General features: G+C 69.4%; 20 protein-coding genes and 2 pseudogenes. 15 read left to right on the forward strand and 7 right to left on the reverse strand.

The window, feature by feature from the left end:
- Nucleotides 1–9 precede the first annotated feature (9 nt).
- From AB8998_RS11015 to AB8998_RS11025, 3 genes are all read left to right on the forward strand, one after another.
- Complete coding sequence (locus AB8998_RS11015) at nt 10–3,498, forward strand: non-ribosomal peptide synthetase (protein WP_369741518.1); 3,489 nt, start codon at nt 10–12, stop codon at nt 3,496–3,498.
- 161 nt (nt 3,499–3,659) lie between these two features.
- A complete protein-coding gene (locus AB8998_RS11020) occupies nt 3,660–4,184 on the forward strand; it encodes an MTB12 family secreted protein (RefSeq protein ID WP_369738005.1) in 525 nt (174 codons plus the stop codon).
- Nucleotides 4,185–4,216: 32 nt separating this feature from the next.
- Nucleotides 4,217–4,732, forward strand: coding sequence for an MTB12 family secreted protein (locus tag AB8998_RS11025; RefSeq protein ID WP_369738006.1), 516 nt, complete (start codon nt 4,217–4,219; stop codon nt 4,730–4,732).
- Here the strand turns inward: AB8998_RS11025 and AB8998_RS11030 are convergent.
- A pseudogene (locus AB8998_RS11030) lies at nt 4,729–5,108 on the reverse strand (sigma-70 family RNA polymerase sigma factor family protein); the annotation flags it as partial. The gene AB8998_RS11025 and the pseudogene AB8998_RS11030 sit on opposite strands and share 4 nt — an antisense overlap.
- Here AB8998_RS11030 and AB8998_RS11035 point away from each other — a divergent pair.
- A complete protein-coding gene (locus tag AB8998_RS11035; RefSeq protein WP_369741828.1) occupies nt 5,007–5,264 on the forward strand; it encodes a hypothetical protein in 258 nt (85 codons plus the stop codon). The pseudogene AB8998_RS11030 and the gene AB8998_RS11035 sit on opposite strands and share 102 nt — an antisense overlap.
- A 134-nt stretch (nt 5,265–5,398) precedes the next feature.
- Here the strand turns inward: AB8998_RS11035 and AB8998_RS11040 are convergent, their stop codons facing one another.
- Entirely contained in the window at nt 5,399–5,698 is a 300-nt protein-coding gene (locus tag AB8998_RS11040; RefSeq protein WP_144953935.1) for a type II toxin-antitoxin system VapB family antitoxin, read from the reverse strand.
- 176 nt (nt 5,699–5,874) lie between these two features.
- On the opposite strand from AB8998_RS11040, the gene hrcA reads away from it, so the two are divergent.
- The 5 genes from hrcA (at nt 5,875) to ybeY (ending at nt 10,674) form a co-directional block, all read left to right on the forward strand.
- The gene (hrcA, locus tag AB8998_RS11045; protein WP_369738008.1) at nt 5,875–6,906 is read left to right on the forward strand and encodes a heat-inducible transcriptional repressor HrcA; all 1,032 of its coding nucleotides are present in this window, start codon (nt 5,875–5,877) and stop codon (nt 6,904–6,906) included.
- 67 nt (nt 6,907–6,973) lie between these two features.
- Nucleotides 6,974–8,128: a molecular chaperone DnaJ gene (dnaJ, locus tag AB8998_RS11050; protein WP_369738010.1), complete on the forward strand. Its 1,155-nt coding sequence runs from the start codon at nt 6,974–6,976 to the stop codon at nt 8,126–8,128.
- Nucleotides 8,129–8,153: 25 nt separating this feature from the next.
- On the forward strand, nt 8,154–8,939 hold the full coding sequence (locus tag AB8998_RS11055; protein ID WP_369738011.1) for a 16S rRNA (uracil(1498)-N(3))-methyltransferase: 786 nt from the start codon (nt 8,154–8,156) through the stop codon (nt 8,937–8,939).
- A gap of 133 nt (nt 8,940–9,072) precedes the next feature.
- Nucleotides 9,073–10,122: a PhoH family protein gene (locus AB8998_RS11060; protein WP_369738012.1), complete on the forward strand. Its 1,050-nt coding sequence runs from the start codon at nt 9,073–9,075 to the stop codon at nt 10,120–10,122.
- Between the two features lie 18 nt (nt 10,123–10,140).
- Entirely contained in the window at nt 10,141–10,674 is a 534-nt protein-coding gene (ybeY, locus tag AB8998_RS11065; RefSeq protein ID WP_369738014.1) for an rRNA maturation RNase YbeY, read from the forward strand.
- Nucleotides 10,675–10,690: 16 nt separating this feature from the next.
- On the opposite strand, the gene AB8998_RS11070 is transcribed toward ybeY, so the two are convergent.
- A complete protein-coding gene (locus tag AB8998_RS11070) occupies nt 10,691–11,854 on the reverse strand; it encodes a cytochrome P450 (protein WP_369738015.1) in 1,164 nt (387 codons plus the stop codon).
- 220 nt (nt 11,855–12,074) lie between these two features.
- Here AB8998_RS11070 and AB8998_RS11075 point away from each other — a divergent pair, with 220 nt between their 5' ends.
- Together AB8998_RS11075 and era are read left to right on the forward strand one after the other, a co-directional pair.
- Complete coding sequence (locus AB8998_RS11075; protein ID WP_369738016.1) at nt 12,075–13,382, forward strand: hemolysin family protein; 1,308 nt, start codon at nt 12,075–12,077, stop codon at nt 13,380–13,382.
- Nucleotides 13,383–13,463: 81 nt separating this feature from the next.
- Nucleotides 13,464–14,363: a GTPase Era gene (gene era / locus AB8998_RS11080; RefSeq protein ID WP_369738018.1), complete on the forward strand. Its 900-nt coding sequence runs from the start codon at nt 13,464–13,466 to the stop codon at nt 14,361–14,363.
- 71 nt (nt 14,364–14,434) lie between these two features.
- Here era and AB8998_RS11085 read toward each other — a convergent pair whose 3' ends face one another.
- Nucleotides 14,435–15,907, reverse strand: a complete 1,473-nt coding sequence (locus tag AB8998_RS11085) for an amidase (RefSeq protein ID WP_369738019.1) — start codon at nt 15,905–15,907, stop codon at nt 14,435–14,437.
- Nucleotides 15,908–15,968: 61 nt separating this feature from the next.
- Between AB8998_RS11085 and recO the strand changes: the two genes are divergently transcribed.
- Genes recO through AB8998_RS11100 form a run of 3 tightly spaced genes read left to right on the forward strand, consistent with a single transcriptional unit; the run spans nt 15,969 to nt 18,080 of the window.
- Nucleotides 15,969–16,766 (forward strand): DNA repair protein RecO, encoded by a 798-nt coding sequence (recO, locus tag AB8998_RS11090; protein ID WP_369738021.1) that lies wholly within the window; start codon nt 15,969–15,971, stop codon nt 16,764–16,766.
- Entirely contained in the window at nt 16,759–17,652 is an 894-nt protein-coding gene (locus AB8998_RS11095) for a decaprenyl diphosphate synthase (RefSeq protein ID WP_369738023.1), read from the forward strand. The genes recO and AB8998_RS11095 overlap by 8 nt, the downstream gene beginning before the upstream one ends.
- Nucleotides 17,652–18,080, forward strand: coding sequence for a hypothetical protein (locus AB8998_RS11100; protein ID WP_369738024.1), 429 nt, complete (start codon nt 17,652–17,654; stop codon nt 18,078–18,080). The genes AB8998_RS11095 and AB8998_RS11100 overlap by 1 nt, the downstream gene beginning before the upstream one ends.
- A 5-nt stretch (nt 18,081–18,085) precedes the next feature.
- On the opposite strand, the gene AB8998_RS11105 is transcribed toward AB8998_RS11100, so the two are convergent.
- The gene (locus AB8998_RS11105; RefSeq protein ID WP_369738025.1) at nt 18,086–18,478 is read right to left on the reverse strand and encodes a Fur family transcriptional regulator; all 393 of its coding nucleotides are present in this window, start codon (nt 18,476–18,478) and stop codon (nt 18,086–18,088) included.
- On the reverse strand, nt 18,475–18,891 hold the full coding sequence (locus AB8998_RS11110) for an ArsR/SmtB family transcription factor (protein WP_369738027.1): 417 nt from the start codon (nt 18,889–18,891) through the stop codon (nt 18,475–18,477). The genes AB8998_RS11105 and AB8998_RS11110 overlap by 4 nt, the downstream gene beginning before the upstream one ends.
- 163 nt (nt 18,892–19,054) lie before the next feature.
- Between AB8998_RS11110 and AB8998_RS11115 the strand changes: the two genes are divergently transcribed.
- The gene (locus AB8998_RS11115; RefSeq protein ID WP_369741519.1) at nt 19,055–20,473 is read left to right on the forward strand and encodes a glycine--tRNA ligase; all 1,419 of its coding nucleotides are present in this window, start codon (nt 19,055–19,057) and stop codon (nt 20,471–20,473) included.
- On the opposite strand, the pseudogene AB8998_RS11120 reads toward AB8998_RS11115, so the two are convergent.
- A pseudogene (locus AB8998_RS11120) lies at nt 20,470–21,873 on the reverse strand (IS1380 family transposase); the annotation flags it as partial. The gene AB8998_RS11115 and the pseudogene AB8998_RS11120 overlap by 4 nt on opposite strands.
- Between the last annotated feature and the right edge of the window lie 114 nt (nt 21,874–21,987).

Below are 21,987 nucleotides of genomic sequence, written 5' to 3' on the forward strand. Positions count from 1 at the left end.
AGCCAACCCATGGGTGACGGCGCCGACCGGGTGAGCAGAGACGAGATCAGGGTTGCCGTCGCCGCCCAACTCGGCTGCCCGGCGACCGACATCGCCGACGAGGCCAACCTGATCCAGCTGGGCTTGAATTCGATCCGCATGATGGCCCTGGCCGGGAGCTGGCGAAAGCGCGGCGCGGACGTCACCTTCGCCCAGCTCGCGGACGCGCCGACGGTCGAATCCTGGCACGCCCTGCTCGGGGCCGGGAACAGCGCAGGCGCCGGCGAGCCCGGCACCGCCGAGCCCACGCCCGAGGACGCGCCGTTCCCGTTGGCCACGATGCAGCACGCGTATTGGATCGGGCGCTCCGACGAGCAGGAACTCGGCGGCGTCGCGACCCACCTATACGTCGAATTCGACTGTGAGTCAGTCGATCCCGAGCGTCTCGAGCGTGCGGTGTCCGGTCTGGTCGCCAACCATCCCATGCTGCGCACCCGGTTCCTTCCGGACGGGACCCAACAGACGATGCCCGAACCGGGCAGGCCGGTTTTCGCCGTGCTCGACCTCCGCGGCCACGGCCCCGACGCTGTCCGGTCCGCGCTGGCCGAGTTGCGCGACCGCAAGACGCATCAGCGCCTGGCGATCGAGGACGCCCAGGTGCTCGATGTCACGCTGACCCTTTACGGCCCGAACCGCAGCCGCCTGCATCTCGACGTCGACATGCTGGCGGGCGACGCGATGAGCTACCGCGTCCTGGTGTCTGAACTGGCCGAGATGTACAACGGGGCGACGCTGCAGCCGCCCGGCTACAGCTACCGGCGCTATCGCACGGAACGCCGGGTCGACGCCGCGGCGCGAGCCCGGGACCGGCGGTGGTGGCAGCAGCGGTTGCCCGAGCTGCCCGGCGCGCCCGACCTGCCGACCCTTCCGGTCACCGACCGCGGCACAGCGCACCGCACCGCGCGTCACCACTATTGGCTGGCGCCCGAGGCCAAGCAGCGGCTGCTGGCTGGTGCCCACGCCCGCGGCATCACGCCGGCGATGGCGTTGGCGGCGGTGTTCGCCGACACCGTCGGCGGGTGGTCGGCGCAGCCGAGATTCCTGCTCAATGTGCCGCTGTTCCAGCGGGAACCGGCCCATCCCGACATCGCGCGGGTGGTCGGGGACTTCACCTCCTCGGTCCTGCTGGAGGTCGACCTCACCGACAACGTCTCGGTGACCGAGCGGGCCCACGCCATCCAGCGCAGCATGTACGAAAGCGGTTCGCACTCGGCCTATTCCGGGCTCGAGGTGCTGCGCGACCTCGGCCGCCACCGCGGCGAGCCGGTGCTGGCGCCGGTGGTTTTCACCAGCGCGCTCGACCTCGGAGAACTGTTCTCGGCCACCGTGACCGAGACCTTCGGCGACCCGGTGTGGATCGTCTCGCAGGGTCCCCAGGTGTTGCTCGACGCCCAGATCACCGAGCTGAGTGGCGGATTGCTGTTGAACTGGGACGTGCGGGAATCGGCCTTCCCGCCGGGGCTCATCGAAGCCATGTTCGCCGCGTTCACCAAGGCGGTCCGGCGACTGACGGACGGCGACGCGGGCTGGGAGGCGGAGGCGGCGGTGCGGCTGCCCAGCGCTCAGGCGCGCGTCCGCGCGGCCGTCAACGCGACCGACGGCCCGGTCAGCGGGCGCTGTCTGCACCAGGGATTCTTCGAACACGCCGCGGCAACCCCGGACGCGCCGGCCGTGGTCTGGGGCCTGCCCGGTGCGGAAGCCGGCACCGAGGGCGCGTGGAGCTACGGGGAACTCGCCGGGCGCGCGCTGGCGGTGGCCGGGGCGCTGCGCGCCGCCGGGGTGCGCCGGGGTGACGCGGTCGCCGTTCAACTGCCCAAGGGCCCCGACCAGATCCTGGCCGTGCTCGGGGTGCTCGCCGCCGGGGGGGTCTACGTGCCGATCGGATTCGACCAGCCGGAGGGCCGGCGGGCCAAGATCCTGCAGTCCGCCGACATCGTCGCGGCGCTGACCATCGAGGGCACGACCATGGGCCCATCGATCCGGTGCCTGCCCATCGACGCGGCGCAACGGCACGCGCCGTCGCTGCCGGCACCGGTCCTGCCCGACACCGGCGAGCTGGCGTACGTGATCTTCACGTCGGGTTCCACCGGCCTGCCCAAAGGGGTCGACATCCGGCACCGCGGGGCGATGAACACCATCGACGCGCTCAACGACTGGTTCGGCATCGGCACCGACGACCGGGTGCTCGGGTTGGCCGCCCTCGAGTTCGACCTGTCGGTCTACGACATCTTCGGCCTGCTGTCGGCGGGGGGCTCGATCGTGGCCATGGACCCCGGCCAGCGGGCCGCGGCCACCACCTGGGTGGAACTGATTCGCCACCACCGGGTTTCGGTCCTCAGCTCCGTGCCGAGCTGGCTGGACATGATCTTGGAGCTGGGCGGGGACCGGCTGGGCGACTCGCTGCGCGTGGCCATGCTGTGCGGCGACTGGGTGGGCGTGGACCTGGCCCGTAGGCTCACCAGGCAGGTTCCGGGCTGCCGGTTCGCCGGTCTGGGCGGCGCGACCGAGACCTCGGTCCACGGCACCGTGTGCGAGGTGGTCGGCGACCCACCGGCGCAATGGGCGACGGTGCCGTTCGGGGTGCCGATGCGCAATGTGCGCTGCCGGATCGCCTCGCCGGCGGGGCGCGACTGTCCCGACTGGGTCCCCGGCGAACTGTGGTTCAGCGGCCCCAACGTCGCCGCGGGATACCGCAACGACCCCGAACGCACAGCCGAGCGCTTCGTCGAGCACGACGGCATGCGCTGGTACCGCACGGGCGACCTGGCGCGGTACTGGCCCGACGGGACGATCGAGTTCCTCGGCCGGGCCGACCACCAGGTGCAGATCCGCGGGTACCGCGTCGAACTCGGCGAGGTGGAGAGCGCGCTGCGCGCCGTGCCGGGAGTGCGGCATGCCGTCGCGGCGGTCGTCGGCACCGCTGCGCCGCGGCTGGCCGCCGCGGTCACCGGGGAGCCGGTCGGCGACGTCACCGCCGCGGTGGCAGAACTGCTGCCGCACTACATGATTCCCACGCGCATCGTGGTCCTGGAACGAATCCCGCTGACTGCCAACGGCAAGGTGGACCGCCCCGCGGTGGCCGCGCTGCTCGAGGGGCTGGACCAGGAGGGCGGCGACGGCGCCCCGCGCAACGACGTCGAGGCGGCGCTCGCCCAGATCGTCGGCGAGGTGCTGGGCGTGGAATCCGCGGGCGTGCACGACGATTTCTTCGCGCTGGGGGGCGACTCGGTGTTGGCGACCACGGCGATCGCCCGGATCCGCGACTGGCTGGATGTCGGGCACGCCATGGTCGCGGACCTGTTCGCCGCACGGACCGTCGCCGGTCTGGCCGAGCGGCTGGACGCGCGGGAGTCGCAACGCGGCACGCCGGGTCGGCTCGCCCTCATCGCCCGCCACTACCTCGAGGTGGCAGCGATGACGGATGAGGAAATCCTGGCCCTCGACCGCACGCGAGCGTGACCGGACGGCGAGCGGTTCTAATCTGCTACACAGGTTGAGCACAGCTGCCCCTGCGTCCACATGGGTACCGTCGCGATAACGAAAAGCGTCGTCACTGGGAAAGCGGCCGCAACACAGCGCACAATGGCACCACCCATCACACACCGAGGGGGAACCTGACCATGAAGACCTTCGCATCGATCGCCACGGGCGCGGCGGCGCTGGGGGCATTTGCCGCCGCGGCCGTCGGCGTGACGTCCGTCGCCGCCGTCCCGGCCGCCGGTCCAGCCCGGGTGCAGCTCGCCGCGGTCGGCGCGCCCCTGCCGCAGGACCCGTCGTCCCCCGCCCAGGGCGCGACCGTCCCGACCGCCGCGCAGCTGACGGACGTGCTGAACAGCCTGGCCGACCCGAACGTCTCGTTCGCCGACAAGGGCAACCTCGTCCAGGGCGGGATCAGCGGCCTGGAAGCCCACGTCGCCGACAAGAGGCTGAAGAAGGCCGCCAAGAACGGTGACCTGCCCCTGTCGTTCAACGTGACCAACATCCGGCCGGTCGCGCCCGGTTCGGCCACGGCCGACGTGGCGGTGTCGGGCCCCAAGCTGACATCGCCGGTCAGCCAAAGCGTCACGTTCGTCAACCAGGGTGGCTGGGTGCTGTCGCGCTCCTCGGCGATGGAGTTGCTGCAGGCCGCCGGCCAGTCGTCATAAAGTCACGTTCGGCTCCATCGAAGGGAAAAACCGTGAAACGCGTTGCAACCGTGGCCGCTCTGGCCCTCATCGGCGGCGCAGCCGCGGGCATCGCTGCGACTACCGCCGCCCCGCAAGCCGACCTGGCCCAGGTGCGACCGGCCGCGGTCGCCGCGCCCCTGCCCCAGAATCCTCCGTCGCCGGCGCCGGGCCAGAACCTGCCGACCGCGGAGCAGCTGTCGAACCTGTGCAACCAGGTCACCGATCCCGGCGTGTCCTACACGACCAAGAACGACCTGGTCGAGAACGGCATCAGCCCGGACGAGGGCCACGTCGCCGACCACGACCTGCGCAAGGCCTACCGGCACGGAAACTTCCCGGAGACGTTCACCGTCACCAACATCGCGCCGGCCGGCCCGAACATGGCGCAGGCCGACGTGGCCATCGCCGGCCCGAAGTTCGCAGGTCCGGTCACCAAGCACCTCGTGTTCGTCAATCAGAACGGCACCTGGATCATGCAGCACGACGCCGCGATCGCCCTGATACAGGCCGCGGCGGCGACGGACTAACCCAACACGCCGCTCACGTCGGTTCGCGCGACCCGCGCCGGGTCGGCCAGCACGTCGATCGCGGTGATCCGCCCGCCGCGCACCACGAACCCCATGATCGCCGTCGCGCGGCCGGCGACCAACACGACCGCGCCCGCGGCGCCGTTGACTGCGGCGGCACGCACCTCGCGCTCGGTTCCCGCGTAACTTCGCGCCGGCCCGGCGACCGGGGAGGCGCCTTCGGTACGGAACGCCGCGGCGCCGGGCCGAAGGCGCCGCGCAACATCACGTCGGGATGCAACACCGACACCAGCCGGCCCAGGCCGCCGGACCGGCCGGCCGCGAAGAATGCGCCGACGACCTCGCGCTGCGCGACGACATCCTGGCCGTCGTGGACGGAGCCGAGCATGCGATAGGCGATGGCGGTCAGCCGCGGCCGGGCCGCCTCGAAACGCGCCGTCAGCGACGCCTCGGCGGTCACGGGACGACGCCCGTCGGGCAGCGCGCAGACCCGGTTGCCGCAGAACCCCGGACGACTCGATGCGCCGGGTGAAGAAGAACGCGAGCCTGGCGTCGCGGTCGGTGACTCCGGTGAGTCGGGACATGGCATCCTCCTGGAACCTCCGGGGTGTGGGGTGAACCCTCACCCTGTCGACACCCGGCGGCGCCCGATCGTGACCGGTCCGCTCAGCGCAGGTCCATGTCGAACACCCGGGCGTGCAGCACCGTGCGGTTCCGCAGCGCGGCGCGCACCGCGCGGTGCAGGCCGTCCTCGAGGTAGGTGATCCCCTTCCAGCGCACCGCGTGCGGGAAAAGGTCCCCGTAAAAGGTGGAGTCCTCCGAAAGCAGCCGGTCGAGCGCGAGCACCGTCGTCGTGGTGACCAATTCGTCCAGCCGGATCTGCTGCGGCGGTATGCGGGACCAGTCTTTGTACGACAGCCCGTGCTCGGGATAGGGCTTACCTTCCCGCACGCCTTTGAAGATCATGGGTCGACCATCGGCGATTCCAGCCCTGTCGAATCGCGCGAGCCCGACGCAACCATGCTGGATAGGCTAGCCGGAAAAGCCCTTCGCGGCGTCGACGCTCTCCGCTGCTGCCGGTCAGCGCATGTCGGGGCCCGTAAAATGAAGCCGGTCAGCAGGTGTCAGGGAGGTGACAAGCGATGGGTAGCGCCGACGAACGCCGCTTTGAAGTGCTGCGGGCCATCGTCGCCGACTTCGTCGCCACCAAGGAACCGATCGGTTCGAAGTCCCTGGTCGAGCGTCACAACCTGGGGGTGTCGTCGGCGACGATCCGCAACGACATGGCGGTGTTGGAGGCCGAGGGCTACATCGTGCAGCCCCACACCAGCTCGGGGCGGGTGCCCACCGAGAAGGGCTACCGCGAGTTCGTCGACCGGCTCGAGGACGTCAAGCCGCTGTCGTCTGCCGAGCGGCGCGCGATCCAGGGCTTCCTCGAGTCCGGTGTGGACCTCGACGACGTGCTGCGCCGTGCGGTGCGGCTGCTGGCGCAGCTGACCCGCCAGGTGGCCGTGGTGCAGTACCCGACGCTGTCGTCATCGACCGTGCGCCACCTGGAAGTGATCGCTTTGACCCCGGCCCGGCTGCTGATGGTCGTCATCACCGACTCCGGCCGGGTGGACCAGCGCATCGTCGAGCTCGGCGACGTGATCGAGGACCACCAGCTCTCCCAGTTGCGCGACATGCTCGGCCAGGCGCTGATCGGTAAGAAGCTGTCGGCGGCCTCGGTCGCGGTAGCCGACCTCGCCGGGCAGCTGCGCGGTCCCGACGGGCTCAGCGACGCCGTCGGCCGCTCGGCGACGGTGCTGCTGGAGTCGCTGGTCGAGCACACCGAGGAGCGCCTGCTGATGGGCGGCGCCGCCAACCTGACCCGCAACGCAGCGGATTTCGGGGGCTCGCTGCGCTCCATCCTCGAGGCGCTCGAGGAGCAGGTCGTGGTGCTGAAGCTGCTGGCGGCCCAGCAGGAGGCCGGCAAGGTCACGGTGCGCATCGGGCACGAGACGGCCGCCGAGCAGATGGTGGGCACCTCGGTGGTTACCACCGCCTATGGCACCCCCGACACCGTATACGGCGGAATGGGTGTATTGGGGCCGACCAGAATGGATTATCCGGGAACTATTGCCAACGTTGCTGCGGTTGCTCTCTACATCGGCGAAGTGCTGGGTGCTCGGTGAACGTGCACCTGCATAATGCTCAGGCTTGCGCAGGCGCGGCGAAGAACCAGGTATAGGAGACTCAAGCGTGGCACGCGACTATTACGGGCTGCTCGGTGTGAGCAAGAACGCCAGCGATGCGGACATCAAACGCGCCTACCGCAAACTGGCGCGCGAACTGCATCCGGACGTCAATCCCGACGAGGCCGCGCAGGCGAAATTCCAGGAGATCAGTGCCGCCTACGAGGTGCTGAGCGACCCGGAGAAACGCCGGATCGTCGACCTCGGCGGGGACCCGTTGGAAAACGCTGCGGCGGGCGCCGGAGGTTTCGGCGGTTTCGGCAACCTGGGCGACGTGTTCGAGGCCTTCTTCGGCGGCGGCTTCAATGGTGGCGGGACGTCGCGGGGACCCATCGGGCGGGTCCGGCCCGGTTCGGACTCGCTGCTGCGGATGCGCCTCGACCTCGAGGAGTGCGCCACCGGCGTCACCAAACAGGTCACCGTCGACACCGCGGTGCTGTGCGACCGCTGCCAGGGCAAGGGCACCAACGGCGACTCCGCCCCGGTCCCGTGCGACACCTGCGGCGGCCGCGGGGAGATCCAGACGGTGCAGCGCTCGCTGCTGGGCCAGGTGATGACCTCACGGCCCTGTCCCACCTGCCGCGGGGTCGGCGTGACCATCCCCGACCCGTGCCACCAGTGCATGGGCGACGGCCGGGTGCGGGCGCGCCGGGAGATCAGCGTCAAGATCCCCGCCGGCGTCGGCGAGGGCATGCGGGTGCGGCTCGCCGCGCAGGGTGAGGTCGGTCCCGGCGGCGGGCCGGCCGGCGACCTTTACGTCGAGGTGCACGAACAGACCCACGACATCTTCGTGCGCGAGGGCGACGACTTGCACTGCACGGTCTCGGTGCCGATGGTGGACGCGGCGTTGGGCGTCACGGTCACCGTCGACGCCATCCTGGACGGGATGAGCGAGATCACGATCCCGCCCGGCACGCAGCCGGGCACGATCATCACGCTGCGCGGGCACGGGATGCCGCACCTGCGGTCGGGCGTCCGGGGCAACCTGCTCGTCCACGTCGAGGTGGTGGTTCCCACCCGGCTGGACCAGCAGGACACCGAACTGCTGCGCGAGCTGAAGAGCCGCCGCGGCCGCGACGTGGCCGAGGTCCGCTCCTCGCACCACGCCGGCAACGGCGGCGGGCTGTTCAGCCGCCTGCGCGAGACCTTCACCGGTCGCTGACCGCGGTCGTCGGGGCCGTCCGGAGATGGTGGCGACGCTGTTCTACGTCGACGCGCTGCCCGAGGCCGGCGGGCTGGCCGTCGTCGACGGCGACGAAGGGTTTCACGCGGCGACCGTGCGCCGGATCCGCCTCGGCGAGCAGCTGGTGCTCGGGGACGGCGCCGGGAACCTGGCCCGCTGCGAGGTCGAACACGCGGGCCGCGACGGGCTGCGCGCGCGGGTGCTGGGGCGGTGGCGCGTTGCGCCCGGGCGCCCCCGGGTCACGGTCGTGCAGGCGCTGCCCAAGTCGGAGCGTTCGGAGCTGGCAATCGAACTGGCCACCGAAGCCGGCGCCGACGCGTTCGTGGCCTGGCAGGCGGACCGGTGCGTGGCCACCTGGCAAGGTGCGCGTGTCGACAAGGGGCTGCGCCGGTGGCGCGCCGTCGCCCGGTCGGCGGCACGCCAATCCCGCCGGGCGCACATCCCGCCCGTCGAGGGGGTGCTGTCCACCGCGGCGCTCACCGAGCGGGTCCGCGCGGAGGTGGCCGCCGGCGCAGCGGTGCTGGCGTTGCACGAGGCGGCCACCACTGGGCTGGTGGATACTTCTGTCGCACAAGCAGATTCGGTTATACTGCTGGTCGGCCCGGAGGGCGGCATCGCGCCGCAGGAGATCGCCGCGCTGACCGGCGCGGGCGCGGTGGCGGTCCGCCTCGGTCCGCAGGTGTTGCGGACGTCGAGCGCGGCGGCGGTGGCGCTGGGTGCCCTGGGCGTGCTCACCGGGCGATGGGACCCGGGCGCCGACCGTGAAATCGGCGACGCGACGCGCCGCTAACGCGTCGCCGGGTGCATGTCGTGGCCAGACCGCGCCGCAAATGCGCGCTTGGGAGGGGGTCGTGACCGGCGGTAGACTGGGCGGTCGGGAACGTGATCCCGGCAAACAGCGGAAGGCAGGCATCGGAAACCACGTGACGCCCCGTGAGACCAGCGTTGATGACACTTTGCCGGCTTCTGACCAGGTTGATAGCAGCATCGACGTTCCGCCCGATCTCATCGTGGGACTGTTGGGCTCGGCAGACGAGAACCTGCGCGCCCTCGAACGCACGCTCAACGCCAACCTGCATGTGCGCGGCAACACCGTCACCCTGTCCGGCGAGCCGGGCGACGTCGCACTCGCCGAGCGGGTGCTCTCCGAGCTGGTCGCCATCGTGGCCGGCGGCCAGCCGCTGACGCCGGAGGTGGTGCGCCACAGCGTCGCCATGCTGGTCGGTGCCGGCGACGAGTCGCCCGCCGAGGTCCTGACCCTGGACATCCTGTCGCGGCGCGGCAAGACGATCCGGCCAAAGACACTGAACCAGAAGCGCTACGTCGACGCCATCGACGCCAACACCATCGTCTTCGGTGTGGGGCCGGCCGGCACCGGCAAGACCTACCTGGCCATGGCCAAGGCGGTCCGCGCCCTGCAGACCAAGCAGGTGACCCGCATCATCCTGACCCGGCCCGCGGTGGAAGCCGGTGAGCGCCTTGGCTTTCTGCCGGGCACGCTGAGCGAGAAGATCGACCCGTATCTGCGGCCGCTCTACGACGCGCTCTACGACATGATGGACCCCGAGCTGATCCCGAAGCTGATGTCCGCCGGCGTTATCGAGGTGGCGCCGCTGGCGTACATGCGGGGCCGCACGCTGAATTCGGCCTTCATCGTCCTCGACGAGGCGCAGAACACCACCGCGGAGCAGATGAAGATGTTCCTCACCCGGCTCGGGTTCGGATCCAAGATCGTCGTCACCGGCGACATCACCCAGATCGACCTGCCGGGCGGTTCCAGGTCCGGCCTGCGGTCGGCCATGGAGATCCTCGACAGCGTCGATGACATCCACATCGCGGAGCTGACGAGCGCGGACGTGGTGCGCCACCGGCTCGTCTCGGAGATCGTGGACGCCTATGCGAGGTCCGAACAGCCCGGGCTGACGATGAATCGGGCGGCTCGCCGGTCGTCGGGTTCGCGCGGTCGCCGATAGTGGTGCGGTGATCACGCGATGAGCATCGAAGTCTCCAACGAGTCCGGCATCGACGTCTCCGAGGCGGAACTGGTCAGCGTCGCACGGTTCGTGCTGACGAAGATGGACGTCAACCCCAGCGCCGAGCTCTCGATGGTGTTGCTGGACACCGCCGCCATGGCCGACCTCCACATGCGGTGGATGGACCTGCCCGGTCCGACCGACGTGATGAGCTTCCCGATGGACGAGCTCGAGCCCGGCGGCCGACCCGACGCCCCCGAACCGGGGCCGGCCATGCTCGGCGACATCGTGCTGTGCCCGGAGTTCGCCGCCGAGCAGGCCGCCGCGGCGGGCCACAGCCTGGGCCACGAGCTGGCGTTGCTGACTATCCACGGTGTGCTGCACCTGCTCGGCTACGACCACGGCGAGCCGGACGAGGAGAAGGAGATGTTCGCCCTTCAGGACCGGTTGCTCGAAGAGTGGGTTGCCGAGCAGGTCGAGGCCTACCGCCAGGACCTGCAGGGTGAGAAAGACCGGCGGTTGCTGGACAAGTCGAGGTATTTCGACAACTGAGCCGGCTGGCCGCGGCTCACGAGCGTGGGTTCCACCTCAGCGGCAGACTGCTCGGCATGACCGCGCCGCCGGGGGTGAACGTGAAGGCCGGCGTGAAACCGGGCTCCAACTCGAAATCCGGTACGGCATCGAGGAACCCGGTGATGATCACGGCCAGCTCGATGCGGGCCAGGGCTTTGCCCAGGCAGCGATGGACTCCCGCCGCGAAGCTCCGGTGACGTTTGGGCCGGATTTTGCCGTCGTCGGTCATGGTCACCGACGACTGGTCGTCGGCCTCGAGGTTCGTCGTCGCCAGGCATAGGACCACCACCGAGCCCGCCGGTATCGTGACCCCGGCGAGCGTAACCTGTCGCGCGGTGAAGCGCCCGATGAACGGGAAAGGCGTCTCGAGCCGCAGCAGCTCCTCGATGAACGCCCCGACCTGGTCGGGATTGTCGCGCAGCGTGAGACGAAGCCGCCGGTCGCGGGCCAGGTGCAGCAGCGCCGACCCAATGGCCGCCTGGATGGCGTCCTGGGCGGAGCACAGCAGGGCGTAGAACCCGATCACCTCGTTCTCGGTGAGCGGGTCGGCGCCGGTGAGCAGCTGCGATGCAAGCGCCGGCCTGTCGGCGCCCTGGATGGCTTCGACCAGGTAGGCGAACAGCCCGGAGGCTTGGGGTGACCCGGGTGTATCCCAGTTGACGTCTTCCGCCCATGCGGCCAGCTTGTCCCGGTCGCTCGGCGGGAGCCCGCACAGTGCCGTCAACACGCCGAAGGGGAACGGAACGGCGACGTCGGCGATCGCTTCGCACTCACCGCGGGGCACCAATGCGTCGATGAGCGCCGACGCCTGCGCTCGCAGCGCGGGCAGCAGCGCATCCACCGCGCGCGGGGTGAAGTAGGGCTGCAGAATCCGGCGGAAGCGCGAGTGCTCGGGCGGATCGTAGGCAAGCGGTACCGGGGTCGGAAGTGTTTTCATCCCGGCCCCGGGCACCGGGAGCGGCTGCCTGCGTGAGGTGAAGGTGGCGTAGTCGCCCAGTGCCGCCAGCACGTCCTCGCGGCGCGTCACCAGGTAGTAGCCGCCCATTCCGACGAACACACCCTCGGACTGAAGCGCGCGCCAGTAGTCCTTGGGGTCGTCCGCGATCACGATCCGATCGGCATCGGCGAACGGCGGCAGCGGTGGGGGGAAGTCGCTCACCTGACCCACCGCCGGGTGGTGCGACGACTGCACACGGAGCCTGAGAATAGAGTCCAATGCTTGGGTATTGCTGGCAAGTTGTTGGGTGTTCTCGGCTGGTTTCGGAGCCGACCGCGGCGCCCGCGCAGGCGTTGAGCGTCGCGGTGACCGGGCGCGGCGGGGCGGTATGTCAAAATGTCCGGATGGCAGGAAGTTTGCCGGACATTGCGGCCTTCGACCTGTGACCGGACTGAATGAACTGCTGGGCGCGATCGCGCTGATCGCCCTGGGCGGACTCTTCGCGGCGATCGACGCCGCCATCGGCACGGTGTCGCTGGCCCGCGTTCAGGAGTTGGTGCGCGAGGAGCTGCCCGGTGCGGTGGCGTTGTCGAAGGTGATGGCCGAGCGGCCGCGCTACATCAACCTGATGGTGCTGCTGCGGATCACCTGCGAGATCACCGCGACCGCGTTGCTGGTGGTGTTCTTCCGGCACGCCCTGAGCCTGGACGGCGGGCTGTTCGTCGCCGCGATCATCATGGTCGTGGTCAGCTTCGTCGTCATCGGGGTGGGCCCGCGCACGCTCGGGCGCCAGCACGCCTACTCGATCTCGCTGGCGACGGCCGTTCCGCTGCAGTTGCTTTCGTGGTTGCTGATGCCGATCAGCCGATTGCTGGTCGTGCTGGGTAACGCACTCACGCCCGGCCGTGGGCTGCGAAACGGGCCGTTCGCGTCCGAGATCGAGTTGCGCGAGGTCGTCGATCTGGCCCAGCAGCGCGGCGTCGTCGCCGCCGACGAGCGCCGGATGATCCAGTCGGTGTTCGAACTCGGCGACACCCCCGCCCGCGAAGTGATGGTGCCGCGAACCGAAATGATCTGGATCGAAAGCGACAAACTGGCCAGCCAGGCGATCAACCTGGCCGTCCGCAGCGGCCATTCCCGCATCCCGGTGATAGGCGAGAACGTCGACGACATCGTCGGGGTCGTGTATCTGAAAGACCTTGTCCAGCATACGTTCCTGTCGCAAGACGGCGGCCGGGACACCACCGTGGCGCAGGTGATGCGCCCGGCGGTGTTCGTGCCGGACTCCAAGCCGCTGGACGCGCTGCTGCGGGACATGCAGCGCGACCGCAACCACATGGCCCTGCTGGTCGACGAGTACGGGGCGATCGCCGGCCTGGTCAGCATCGAAGACGTGCTCGAGGAAATCGTCGGGGAGATCGCCGACGAGTACGACCAAGCGGAGACGGCGCCGATCGAGGACCTGGGCGACAGGCGTTTCCGCGTGTCGGCCCGGCTGCCGATCGAGGACGTCGGGGAGTTGTACGGGGTGGAGTTCGACGACGATCTCGACATCGACACCGTGGGCGGACTGCTGGCCCTGGAACTGGGCCGGGTCCCGCTGCCGGGCGCCGAGGTGGTGTCGCACGGCCTGCGCCTGCACGCCGAAGGAGGTACCGACCATCGGGGCCGGGTGCGGATCGGCACCGTCTTGCTGAGCCCGGCCGAGCCCGACGGGTCCGACCGCGCGGAAGCCGGCCGTCATGGCTGAGCGGTCCGGTGCCGAGCGTGTGCCCACGGCGGGAATGTCCGCCGTATGTCGGCCTGGATGCACGTTCGGCGAAAGGCTGTCATGACGGAATTCCGTTCGGGCTTCGTGTGTTTGATCGGCCGGCCCAACACCGGAAAGTCGACGCTGACCAACGCGCTGGTGGGCGCCAAAGTGGCGATCACCTCCATGCGGCCGCAGACCACCCGGCACACCATTCGCGGCATCGTGCACCGGGAGGACTTCCAGATCATCCTGGTCGACACCCCCGGCCTGCACCGGCCGCGCACCCTGCTCGGCAAGCGGCTCAACGACCTGGTCCGCGACACCTACGCCGAAGTCGACGTGATCGGGCTGTGCATCCCCGCCGACGAGGCGATCGGCCCCGGTGACCGCTGGATCGTCGACCAGGTCCGCGCCGTCGCGCCGGCGACCACCCTCGTCGGGATCGTCACCAAGATCGACAAGGCGCCCAAGGACCGGCTCGCCGCGCAGCTGGTCGCGGTCAGCGAACTCGTCGGCCCGTCGGCCGAGATCGTGCCGGTGTCGGCGGTCAGCGGGGAACAGGTCGACGTGCTGGTCGACGTCCTGGCCGCGGCCCTGCCGCCGGGCCCGGCGTACTACCCCGACGGCGAGCTGACCGACGAGCCGGAGGAGGTCCTGATGGCCGAGCTCATCCGCGAGGCGGCCCTCGAGGGGGTACGCGACGAACTCCCGCATTCGCTCGCCGTGGTGATCGACGAGGTCAACCCGCGCGAGGGCCGCGACGACCTGATCGACGTGCACGCCATCCTCTACGTCGAAAGGTCCAGCCAGAAAGGGATCGTCATCGGCAAGGGCGGGGCCCGGCTGAAGGAGGTGGGCACCGCGGCGCGCACCCAGATCGAAAAGCTGCTGGGCACCAAGGTCTACCTCGACCTGCGGGTTAAGATCGCCAAGAACTGGCAGAGCGACCCCAAACAGCTTGGCCGGCTTGGCTTCTAGAGCGTCATTTTCTTCCGCCCGTAGCTGGTAGGCCGCGTGGACCTGCGCAGTCCCGAGGCCGCCGGTTCGCCTCAGCGCGAGGCGTCCGCGCCGGCGTTCCACCACACCTGCGGCTGCTTGCTCGCCCAGCCGCAGACGGCTTCGAGCTCCGCGGCCAGCGAGACCAGCATGGGTTCGCTATCCGCCGGTCCCATCAGCTGCACCCCGATCGGCAGGCCGTCGGAGGTGAACCCCGCCGGCACGTTGATCGACGGCCAGCCCAACACGTTCCACGGCCACGTCACCGGGCAGGCGCGGATCATGGTGCGGTCGAGGCGGTAGCTGCCCAGCCTGTCGAACGCGTGCACCGGGGGAGGCGGCTGCGCGGTGGTCGGTGCCAGCACCACGTCGACGATGTCGAAGACCGAGCCGACGCGGCGCTGGGCGGCGGCCTCGTGGCGGCGGGCGCTGCGCAGCGTCGCCTGCCCCAGCACGTGGCCGGTGCGCAGATTGGCCACGGTGCGCGGATCGAACGTGACGCCGTCGCCCAGGCGCTCCTCCCACTCGCGCAGGCCCGCGGTGGACCGGACCAGGAAGTCCCACGACAACCGCAGGCCGTAGTCGGGGTTGCCGGGCACCACGGTGTGGCCGAGCAGTTGCAGTTGCTTGGCCACGGCGCGCGTCGCGGTTGCGATCTCCGGGTGCAGTTTGGCCCGAAAACCGGTGAACGGGAAGCGGGTTGACAGCGCGATGGTCAGCGGGCCGGGCGCTTTGCCGACGTAGTCGGAAACCCGGACCGGGCGCGGCCGGTGCCGCTCGGCTTCGACGTTGCCGGATGCGGCGTCGAGGACCAGGGCCGCATCGGCCACGGTGCGGGCCAGCACGCCGTTGACCGTGATGCCGTTGAACGCCTCCGGCAGCGGCCAGGTGGAGATGCGGCCCCGCTGGGGCTTGATGCCCACCAGGTGCGTCCACGCGGCCGGGATGCGGATGCTGCCGGCGCCGTCGGAGCCGATGGCGGCGGTGACCAGGCCCGCGGCGACCGCGGCCGCGCTGCCGCCCGAAGACCCGCCCGGGGTGTGCCGCCGCGACCATGGGTTGCGGGTGTGCCCGAAGCCGGGCCCGCTGGTGAACGGCCATTGGCCCAGTTCGCAGGTGTTGGTCTTGCCGACGATCACCGCGCCGGCGGCCTTCAGGCGCCGAACCACCTCGGCGTCCTGGGTGGCGGGACTGACATAGCCGTCGGTCCCGTACGCGGTGGGCACTCCAGCAACGTCGACGTCGTCCTTGACCGCGATCGGGACGCCGAGCAGCGGGGCGGTGTCGCCGGCGGCCCGGCGGCGGTCGGCCTCGGCCGCGTCGGCCAGCGCCGACTCGGTGAGAACCACCCGGAAGGCGTTCAGCGTGGACTGGCTGAGGTTGATGGCGTGCAGGGAACGGCGCACCAATGTGTCCGACGTCACCGAGCGGCTGGCGAGCTGATAGAGCAGGTCAGTCAGCGTGGGCAGGCGCTGGCTGCCGGAACCGGGAACGGATCCGGAAGTGTACTCACGAGCGCCAACCACGGGGTACGAGACTATCGGCGCGGATACCCGCGATGTCGCGGTGGGGTGCAAAACTGTTGTAATGCGGCTGTATCGAGACCGGGCGGTTGTACTGCGCCAGCACAAGCTCGGCGAGGCTGACCGGATCGTCACTCTGCTGACCCGCGAGCATGGACTGGTCCGCGCGGTGGCCAAGGGCGTGCGCCGCACCCGCAGCAAATTCGGTGCGCGGCTGGAGCCCTTCGCGCACATCGACGTCCAACTGCACCCGGGCCGGAACCTGGACATCGTGACCCAGGTGGTTTCGATCGACTCGTTCGCCACCGACATCGTCAACGACTACGGCCGGTACACCTGCGGGTGCGCGATGCTGGAAACCGCCGAACGCCTCGCCGGCGAGGAGCGGGCACCCGTCCCGGCCCTGCATCGGCTCACGGTGAGCGCGCTGCGGGCGGTGGCCGACGGGCACCGCCCCCGCGACCTGCTGCTGGACGCCTACCTGCTGCGTGCCATGGGCATCGCCGGATGGGCGCCGGCGCTCAACGAGTGCGCCCGGTGCGCCACGCCCGGGCCGCACCGGGCGTTTCACATCGCCGCCGGGGGCAGCGTCTGCCCGCACTGCCGCCCGGCCGGTTCCACCACCCCGCCACCGGGGGTGCTGGACCTGATGTGTGCGTTGCACGACGGTGACTGGGAGGCCGCCCAGGTGGCGCCGCAGTCGCACCGCAGCCACGTCAGCGGACTGGTGGCCGCGCACCTGCAATGGCATCTGGAGCGGCAGCTCAAAACGCTGCCGCTGGTCGAACGGACCTACCGCGCCGACCGCACTGTCGCCGACCTGCGCGCGGCACTCACCCGGCAGGACATGGCCTGTGGCTAAGAAGACCGGCCGCGGGCCGGTCCCGGCCGACTTCCCGCAGCTGCCGCCCGCGCCCGACGACTACCCGGTCTTTCCCGACACCTCCACGTGGCCCGTCGAGTTCCCCGAGTTGCCGCCCGCACCCGGCGGCGGCCCGCGCAGGCCGCCCCAGCACATTTCCAAGGCGGCCGCGCCGCGCATACCGGCCGACCGCCTGCCCAACCACGTCGCCATCGTGATGGACGGCAACGGCCGCTGGGCCACCCAGCGCGGGCTGCGCCGCACCGAAGGCCACAAGATGGGCGAGGCGGTGGTGATCGACATCGCTTGCGGGGCAATCGAACTCGGTATCAAGTGGCTCAGCCTCTACGCCTTTTCCACCGAGAACTGGAAGCGCTCGCCCGAAGAGGTCCGGTTCCTGATGGGTTTCAACCGCGATGTGGTGCGGCGGCGCCGCGAGAGCCTCAACGAGATGGGCGTCCGGATCCGGTGGGTGGGCTCGCGGCCGCGGTTGTGGCGCAGCGTCATCAACGAGCTGGCGATCGCCGAGGCGATGACGGACGGCAACGACGTGATCACCGTCAACTACTGCGTGAACTACGGTGGCCGCACCGAAATCGCTGAAGCCACAAGGGAGATCGCCCGCGAGGCCGCCGCGGGCCGGCTGAACCCGGACCGGATCACCGAGTCCACGATCGCCCGCCACCTGCAGCGGCCCGACATCCCCGACGTCGACCTGTTCCTGCGGACGTCGGGGGAGCAGCGGTCCAGCAACTTCATGCTGTGGCAGGCGGCCTACGCCGAGTACATCTTCCAGGACAAGCTGTGGCCCGACTACGACCGCCGCGACCTGTGGGCAGCTTGCGAGGAATATGCTTCCCGCAACCGACGATTCGGGAGTGCTTAGTGCCGTCACTGCAGGAGCGTCTGGCCTCCGTCCTGGTCGGCGTCGTGCCCGTCGACGAGGAGCCCGACGGTGCGCTGACGATCCGCCACGACGGCACGATCGCGTCGCTGCGGGTGGTCAACATCGCCGAGGGTCTGGACCTGGTGTCGCTCACCCAGGTCCTGGCGTGGGACCTGCCGCTGACCAAGAAGATCGCCGACCAGGTGGCCCGGCAGGCACGCGACAGCAACTTCGGCAGCGTGACGCTCGTGGAGAAGGTCAACGCCAAAGCGGTGCAGCGCAATTCCGGCAAGGGCACGGCCAAGAGCGCAGACGTGATCATGCGGTACAACTTTCCGGGTGCCGGCCTGGCCGACGAGGCCCTGCGCACCCTGGTCCTGCTGGTGTTGGACACCGGCGCCGAGATGCACCGCGCGCTGACCTCGTGACGGCGCTAGGGCCTGCACTCCGAGCACAAACCGAAGATCTCGATGGTGTGGCTGACGTCGGAGAAGCCGTGTTTGGCCGCCACCTCGGCGGCCCATTCCTCGACCTCGTGGTCGGCGACCTCGATGGTGGAGCCGCAGTTGCGGCACACCAGATGGTGGTGATGGTGCTCCGAGCACCTGCGGTAGACGGACTCCCCGGTGTCGGTGCGCAGCGTGTCGACCATCCCCGCCGCCGCCATGGACTGCAGCGTCCGGTAGACGGTGGTCAGCCCGATGTTGTCGCCGCGGCGCCGTAGCTCGTCGTGCAGTTCCTGGGCCGAGCGGAATTCGTCGAGGGTCTCCAGCAGGGTGGAGATGGCCGCCCGTTGCCGGGTGGAGCGGACACTGGGTCCGGTCATGTGTCCTCGCCGGCATGGGCAACGGCGTCGACGACGATGTGCGCCAGGTGGTGGTCGGCGAGGCGGTACATCACTTCGCGGCCCGAGCGCTCGCCGGTCACCACGCCCGCCGCCTTGAGGATCTTCAGGTGCTGGCTCACCAGCGGCTGTGGCACGCCCAGCGCGTCGACCAGTTCGTGGACGCAGCGCTGAGATTCGCGCAATTGCAGCACGATGGCGATGCGCACCGGTGCGGCCAGCGCGCGCAGCAGTTCGCCGGCGGCGTCGAGAATCTCCCTGGGGGGCGGTACGGGGTACCCCGCATACGCGGCGTGCCCGCCCGGGCCGGCCGGGTCGTGCTCGTGGGCGGCCAGGCCCAGGTCCGCTCCCATGTCGCCGGCGGTGGCCGTCGGCGTGCGGGAGGACATCGCCATGGGGGAGTGATCACCTCGAGAGTGCCGGGTTTCGGACGGTCGACCGCGGGCTTCGTCCAGCGGTTGCTTTCCACTCTCACATGCATGATGACGCATGTCAAAGACCCCGGCGCTCATCGGTACCATGACGGAGATTTGCGTGCGGCGAACCGTCGTCGCATCTATCGGTCGATCTGGGAAGGGAGCGCACCACCCCGTGGCGTCCGTCATCGACACCGTAGTGAACCTGGCCAAGCGGCGGGGTTTCGTGTACCCCTCCGGAGAGATCTACGGCGGTACCAGGTCGGCGTGGGACTACGGGCCCCTGGGGGTGGAACTCAAAGAGAACATCAAGCGGCAGTGGTGGCATTCGGTGATCACCGGCCGCGACGACGTCGTGGGCATCGATTCGTCGATCATCTTGCCCCGGCAGGTATGGGTGGCCTCCGGACATGTCGAGGTATTCCACGACCCGCTGGTCGAATGCCTGAGCTGCCACCACCGGCATCGTCAGGACCACATGCAGGAGGCGTACGCGGCGAAGAAGGGCATCGCCGACCCCGATTCGGTACCGATGAGCGAGATCGTCTGCCCCAACTGCGGCACCAAGGGCCAGTGGACCGAACCGCGCGAGTTCAACATGATGCTCAAGACCCATCTCGGTCCGATCGAAACCGAGGAGGGGCTGCACTACCTGCGCCCCGAAACCGCCCAGGGCATCTTCATCAACTTCGCCAACGTCGTCACGACGGCCCGCAAGAAGCCGCCGTTCGGCATCGGCCAGATCGGCAAGAGCTTCCGCAACGAGATCACCCCGGGCAACTTCATCTTCCGCACCCGCGAGTTCGAGCAGATGGAGATGGAGTTCTTTGTCGAGCCGCAGACCGCGAAGGACTGGCATCAGTATTGGATCGATACCCGGCTGCAGTGGTACGTCGACCTCGGCATCGATCCGCAGAACCTGCGATTGTTCGAACACCCCGCCGAAAAGCTGTCGCACTACTCGGACCGCACCGTCGATATCGAGTACAAATTCGGTTTCGCCGGGAATGCCTGGGGCGAGCTGGAAGGTATCGCCAACCGCACCGACTTCGACTTGTCCACGCACGCGAAACATTCCGGCGTCGACCTGTCCTTCTACGACCAGGCCACCGACACCCGGTACACGCCGTATGTCATCGAACCGGCGGCGGGCCTGACCCGGTCGTTCATGGCGTTCCTGGTCGACGCCTACAGCGAGGACGAGGCCCCGAATGCGAAGGGCGGGATGGACAAGCGCACGGTGCTTCGGCTGGATCCGCGATTGGCGCCGGTCAAGGTCGCGGTGTTGCCGCTGTCCAGGCACGCCGACTTGAGCCCCAAGGCCGCCGCCCTGGCGGCCGAGTTGCGGAAATGCTGGAACGTCGACTTCGACGACGCGGGCGCGATCGGGCGGCGCTACCGCCGCCAGGACGAGGTGGGGACACCGTTCTGCGTGACGGTGGATTTCGACTCGCTCGAGGACAACGCCGTCACCGTGCGCGAGCGTGATGCGATGACCCAGGAGCGGGTGGCGATGGACGGCGTCGCCAATTACCTGGCGCCGCGGCTCAGGGGTTGCTAGCGAATTCCGGCACGGTCGGTCCCGTCGAACGGCGTGATCGCCGATTCGGACGAAGTTATTTTGTCAACATATTTTGTCATCAGTAGCAGCTGTGCTCGGAATTCTCGGAATTTCTCGGTCGACCCGTTTCCGTATATGTGTCTGAATTCCATCGATGATCCACCCGCATTATCGTCGTCATTGTATTCTTGTGCCCAGGGCCAGGTTTGGGGGATCCGCAGGATCAGGTAGCGGGATCGTTTGATCAGCCGGGCCGCGGCGTGCAGCAGCCGGTAGCGCAGGGTGGCGGGTTCGGCTTTGGCCAGTGGGCCGTCCAGGAGTAGCAGTCGCATCCAGCACAGCAGGTCGATGGCGATCGCGACGGCGGTGACCCAAGCGGTGTTGATGGCGAACGAGTGTGAGGGCCAGCGGGCCAGGCCGATGAAGCCCTCCACCCGGGCGTGGACGCGGTGGCGGGCTTCCAGTCGCTGGGGTTGTCCACCGGCAGTCGAGGTGGCGAGGACCTGGTAGCGGTAGCCGGCCAGCTGCTCGAACAATGACAACTGGGTGCCGTGTTCGATTTCTTCGCGCCGCACCAGGATGCGCATGCCGGCCGGCCAGCCGACCAGCCGATCCCCTCCGGTGCTGTGGCGCAGCAGCCCGGTCAACTCGGCGACCTGGGCGTCGTCACGGGCCGCTCCGGTGGCATCCAGTGCGGCTTGCCATCCCGCATCGGGCATCTGGCCGATCGCGACCCGGACCCGCTCATCGAGGTCGAATCCGACCGAGTAGCCCACTGACATCCCCGGCCGGGCATTGAGTTTCTCCAGGTGTTCGACGACGGCGTGGCTTGAACCCGCGCCGTCGATGGTGACCAGCAACTTGCGGCGCCACTTGGCCGGGATCGCCGCGATCGCGGCGTCGATGATCGCGATATGATCGGCCGCGGTGTTCGAGCCGGCGTTGCCTGCACGGGCGATCACCGCCAGCAGTTCGCCGGTGTTGTCACACCACGCCAACAGCGGGTGGAAGCCAAACCCGCCTTTGAAATTGCCTGCGGCGTGCTGCTTATCGCTGTGCGACTGAATCAGCGACGCGTCGATGCGGATCACGATCGTGTCCCCGAGGTCCCCATAGCAGGTCTGCGAAGCCGGGATCGCACCGTGGCGGGCCTCGATCGCCTCCCACACCCGAGAGCGGACCTTGTTGCGCACGGCCGTGACCTCGGTGATGCTCTGCTCGTCGATCTCGCCCAGGGACCGCCACATCGTCGGAACCGACGCCACCGCCTGAAACAACCGGTGCTGATCGCGCAGCACCGCGGTGCCGGCCAGGTTCTGCGCGCCGCCGGCGATCGATACCGCCACATCGCGCAACACCGCGCCTCGGTCGTGGGTGACTTCTGGGCGCGACAGCACAAACCGCTGGTCAAACCCAGATTGTCGGCCAGCAACCGGGGTATCACGTTACCGGCGTGCCCGACCACGTCGTCGCCACGGACCTCAACTCGGACATTCTTCGACCAATCCGTAGTA

Source organism: Mycobacterium sp. HUMS_12744610 (genome assembly GCF_041206865.1).
GTDB lineage: Bacteria > Actinomycetota > Actinomycetes > Mycobacteriales > Mycobacteriaceae > Mycobacterium > Mycobacterium servetii.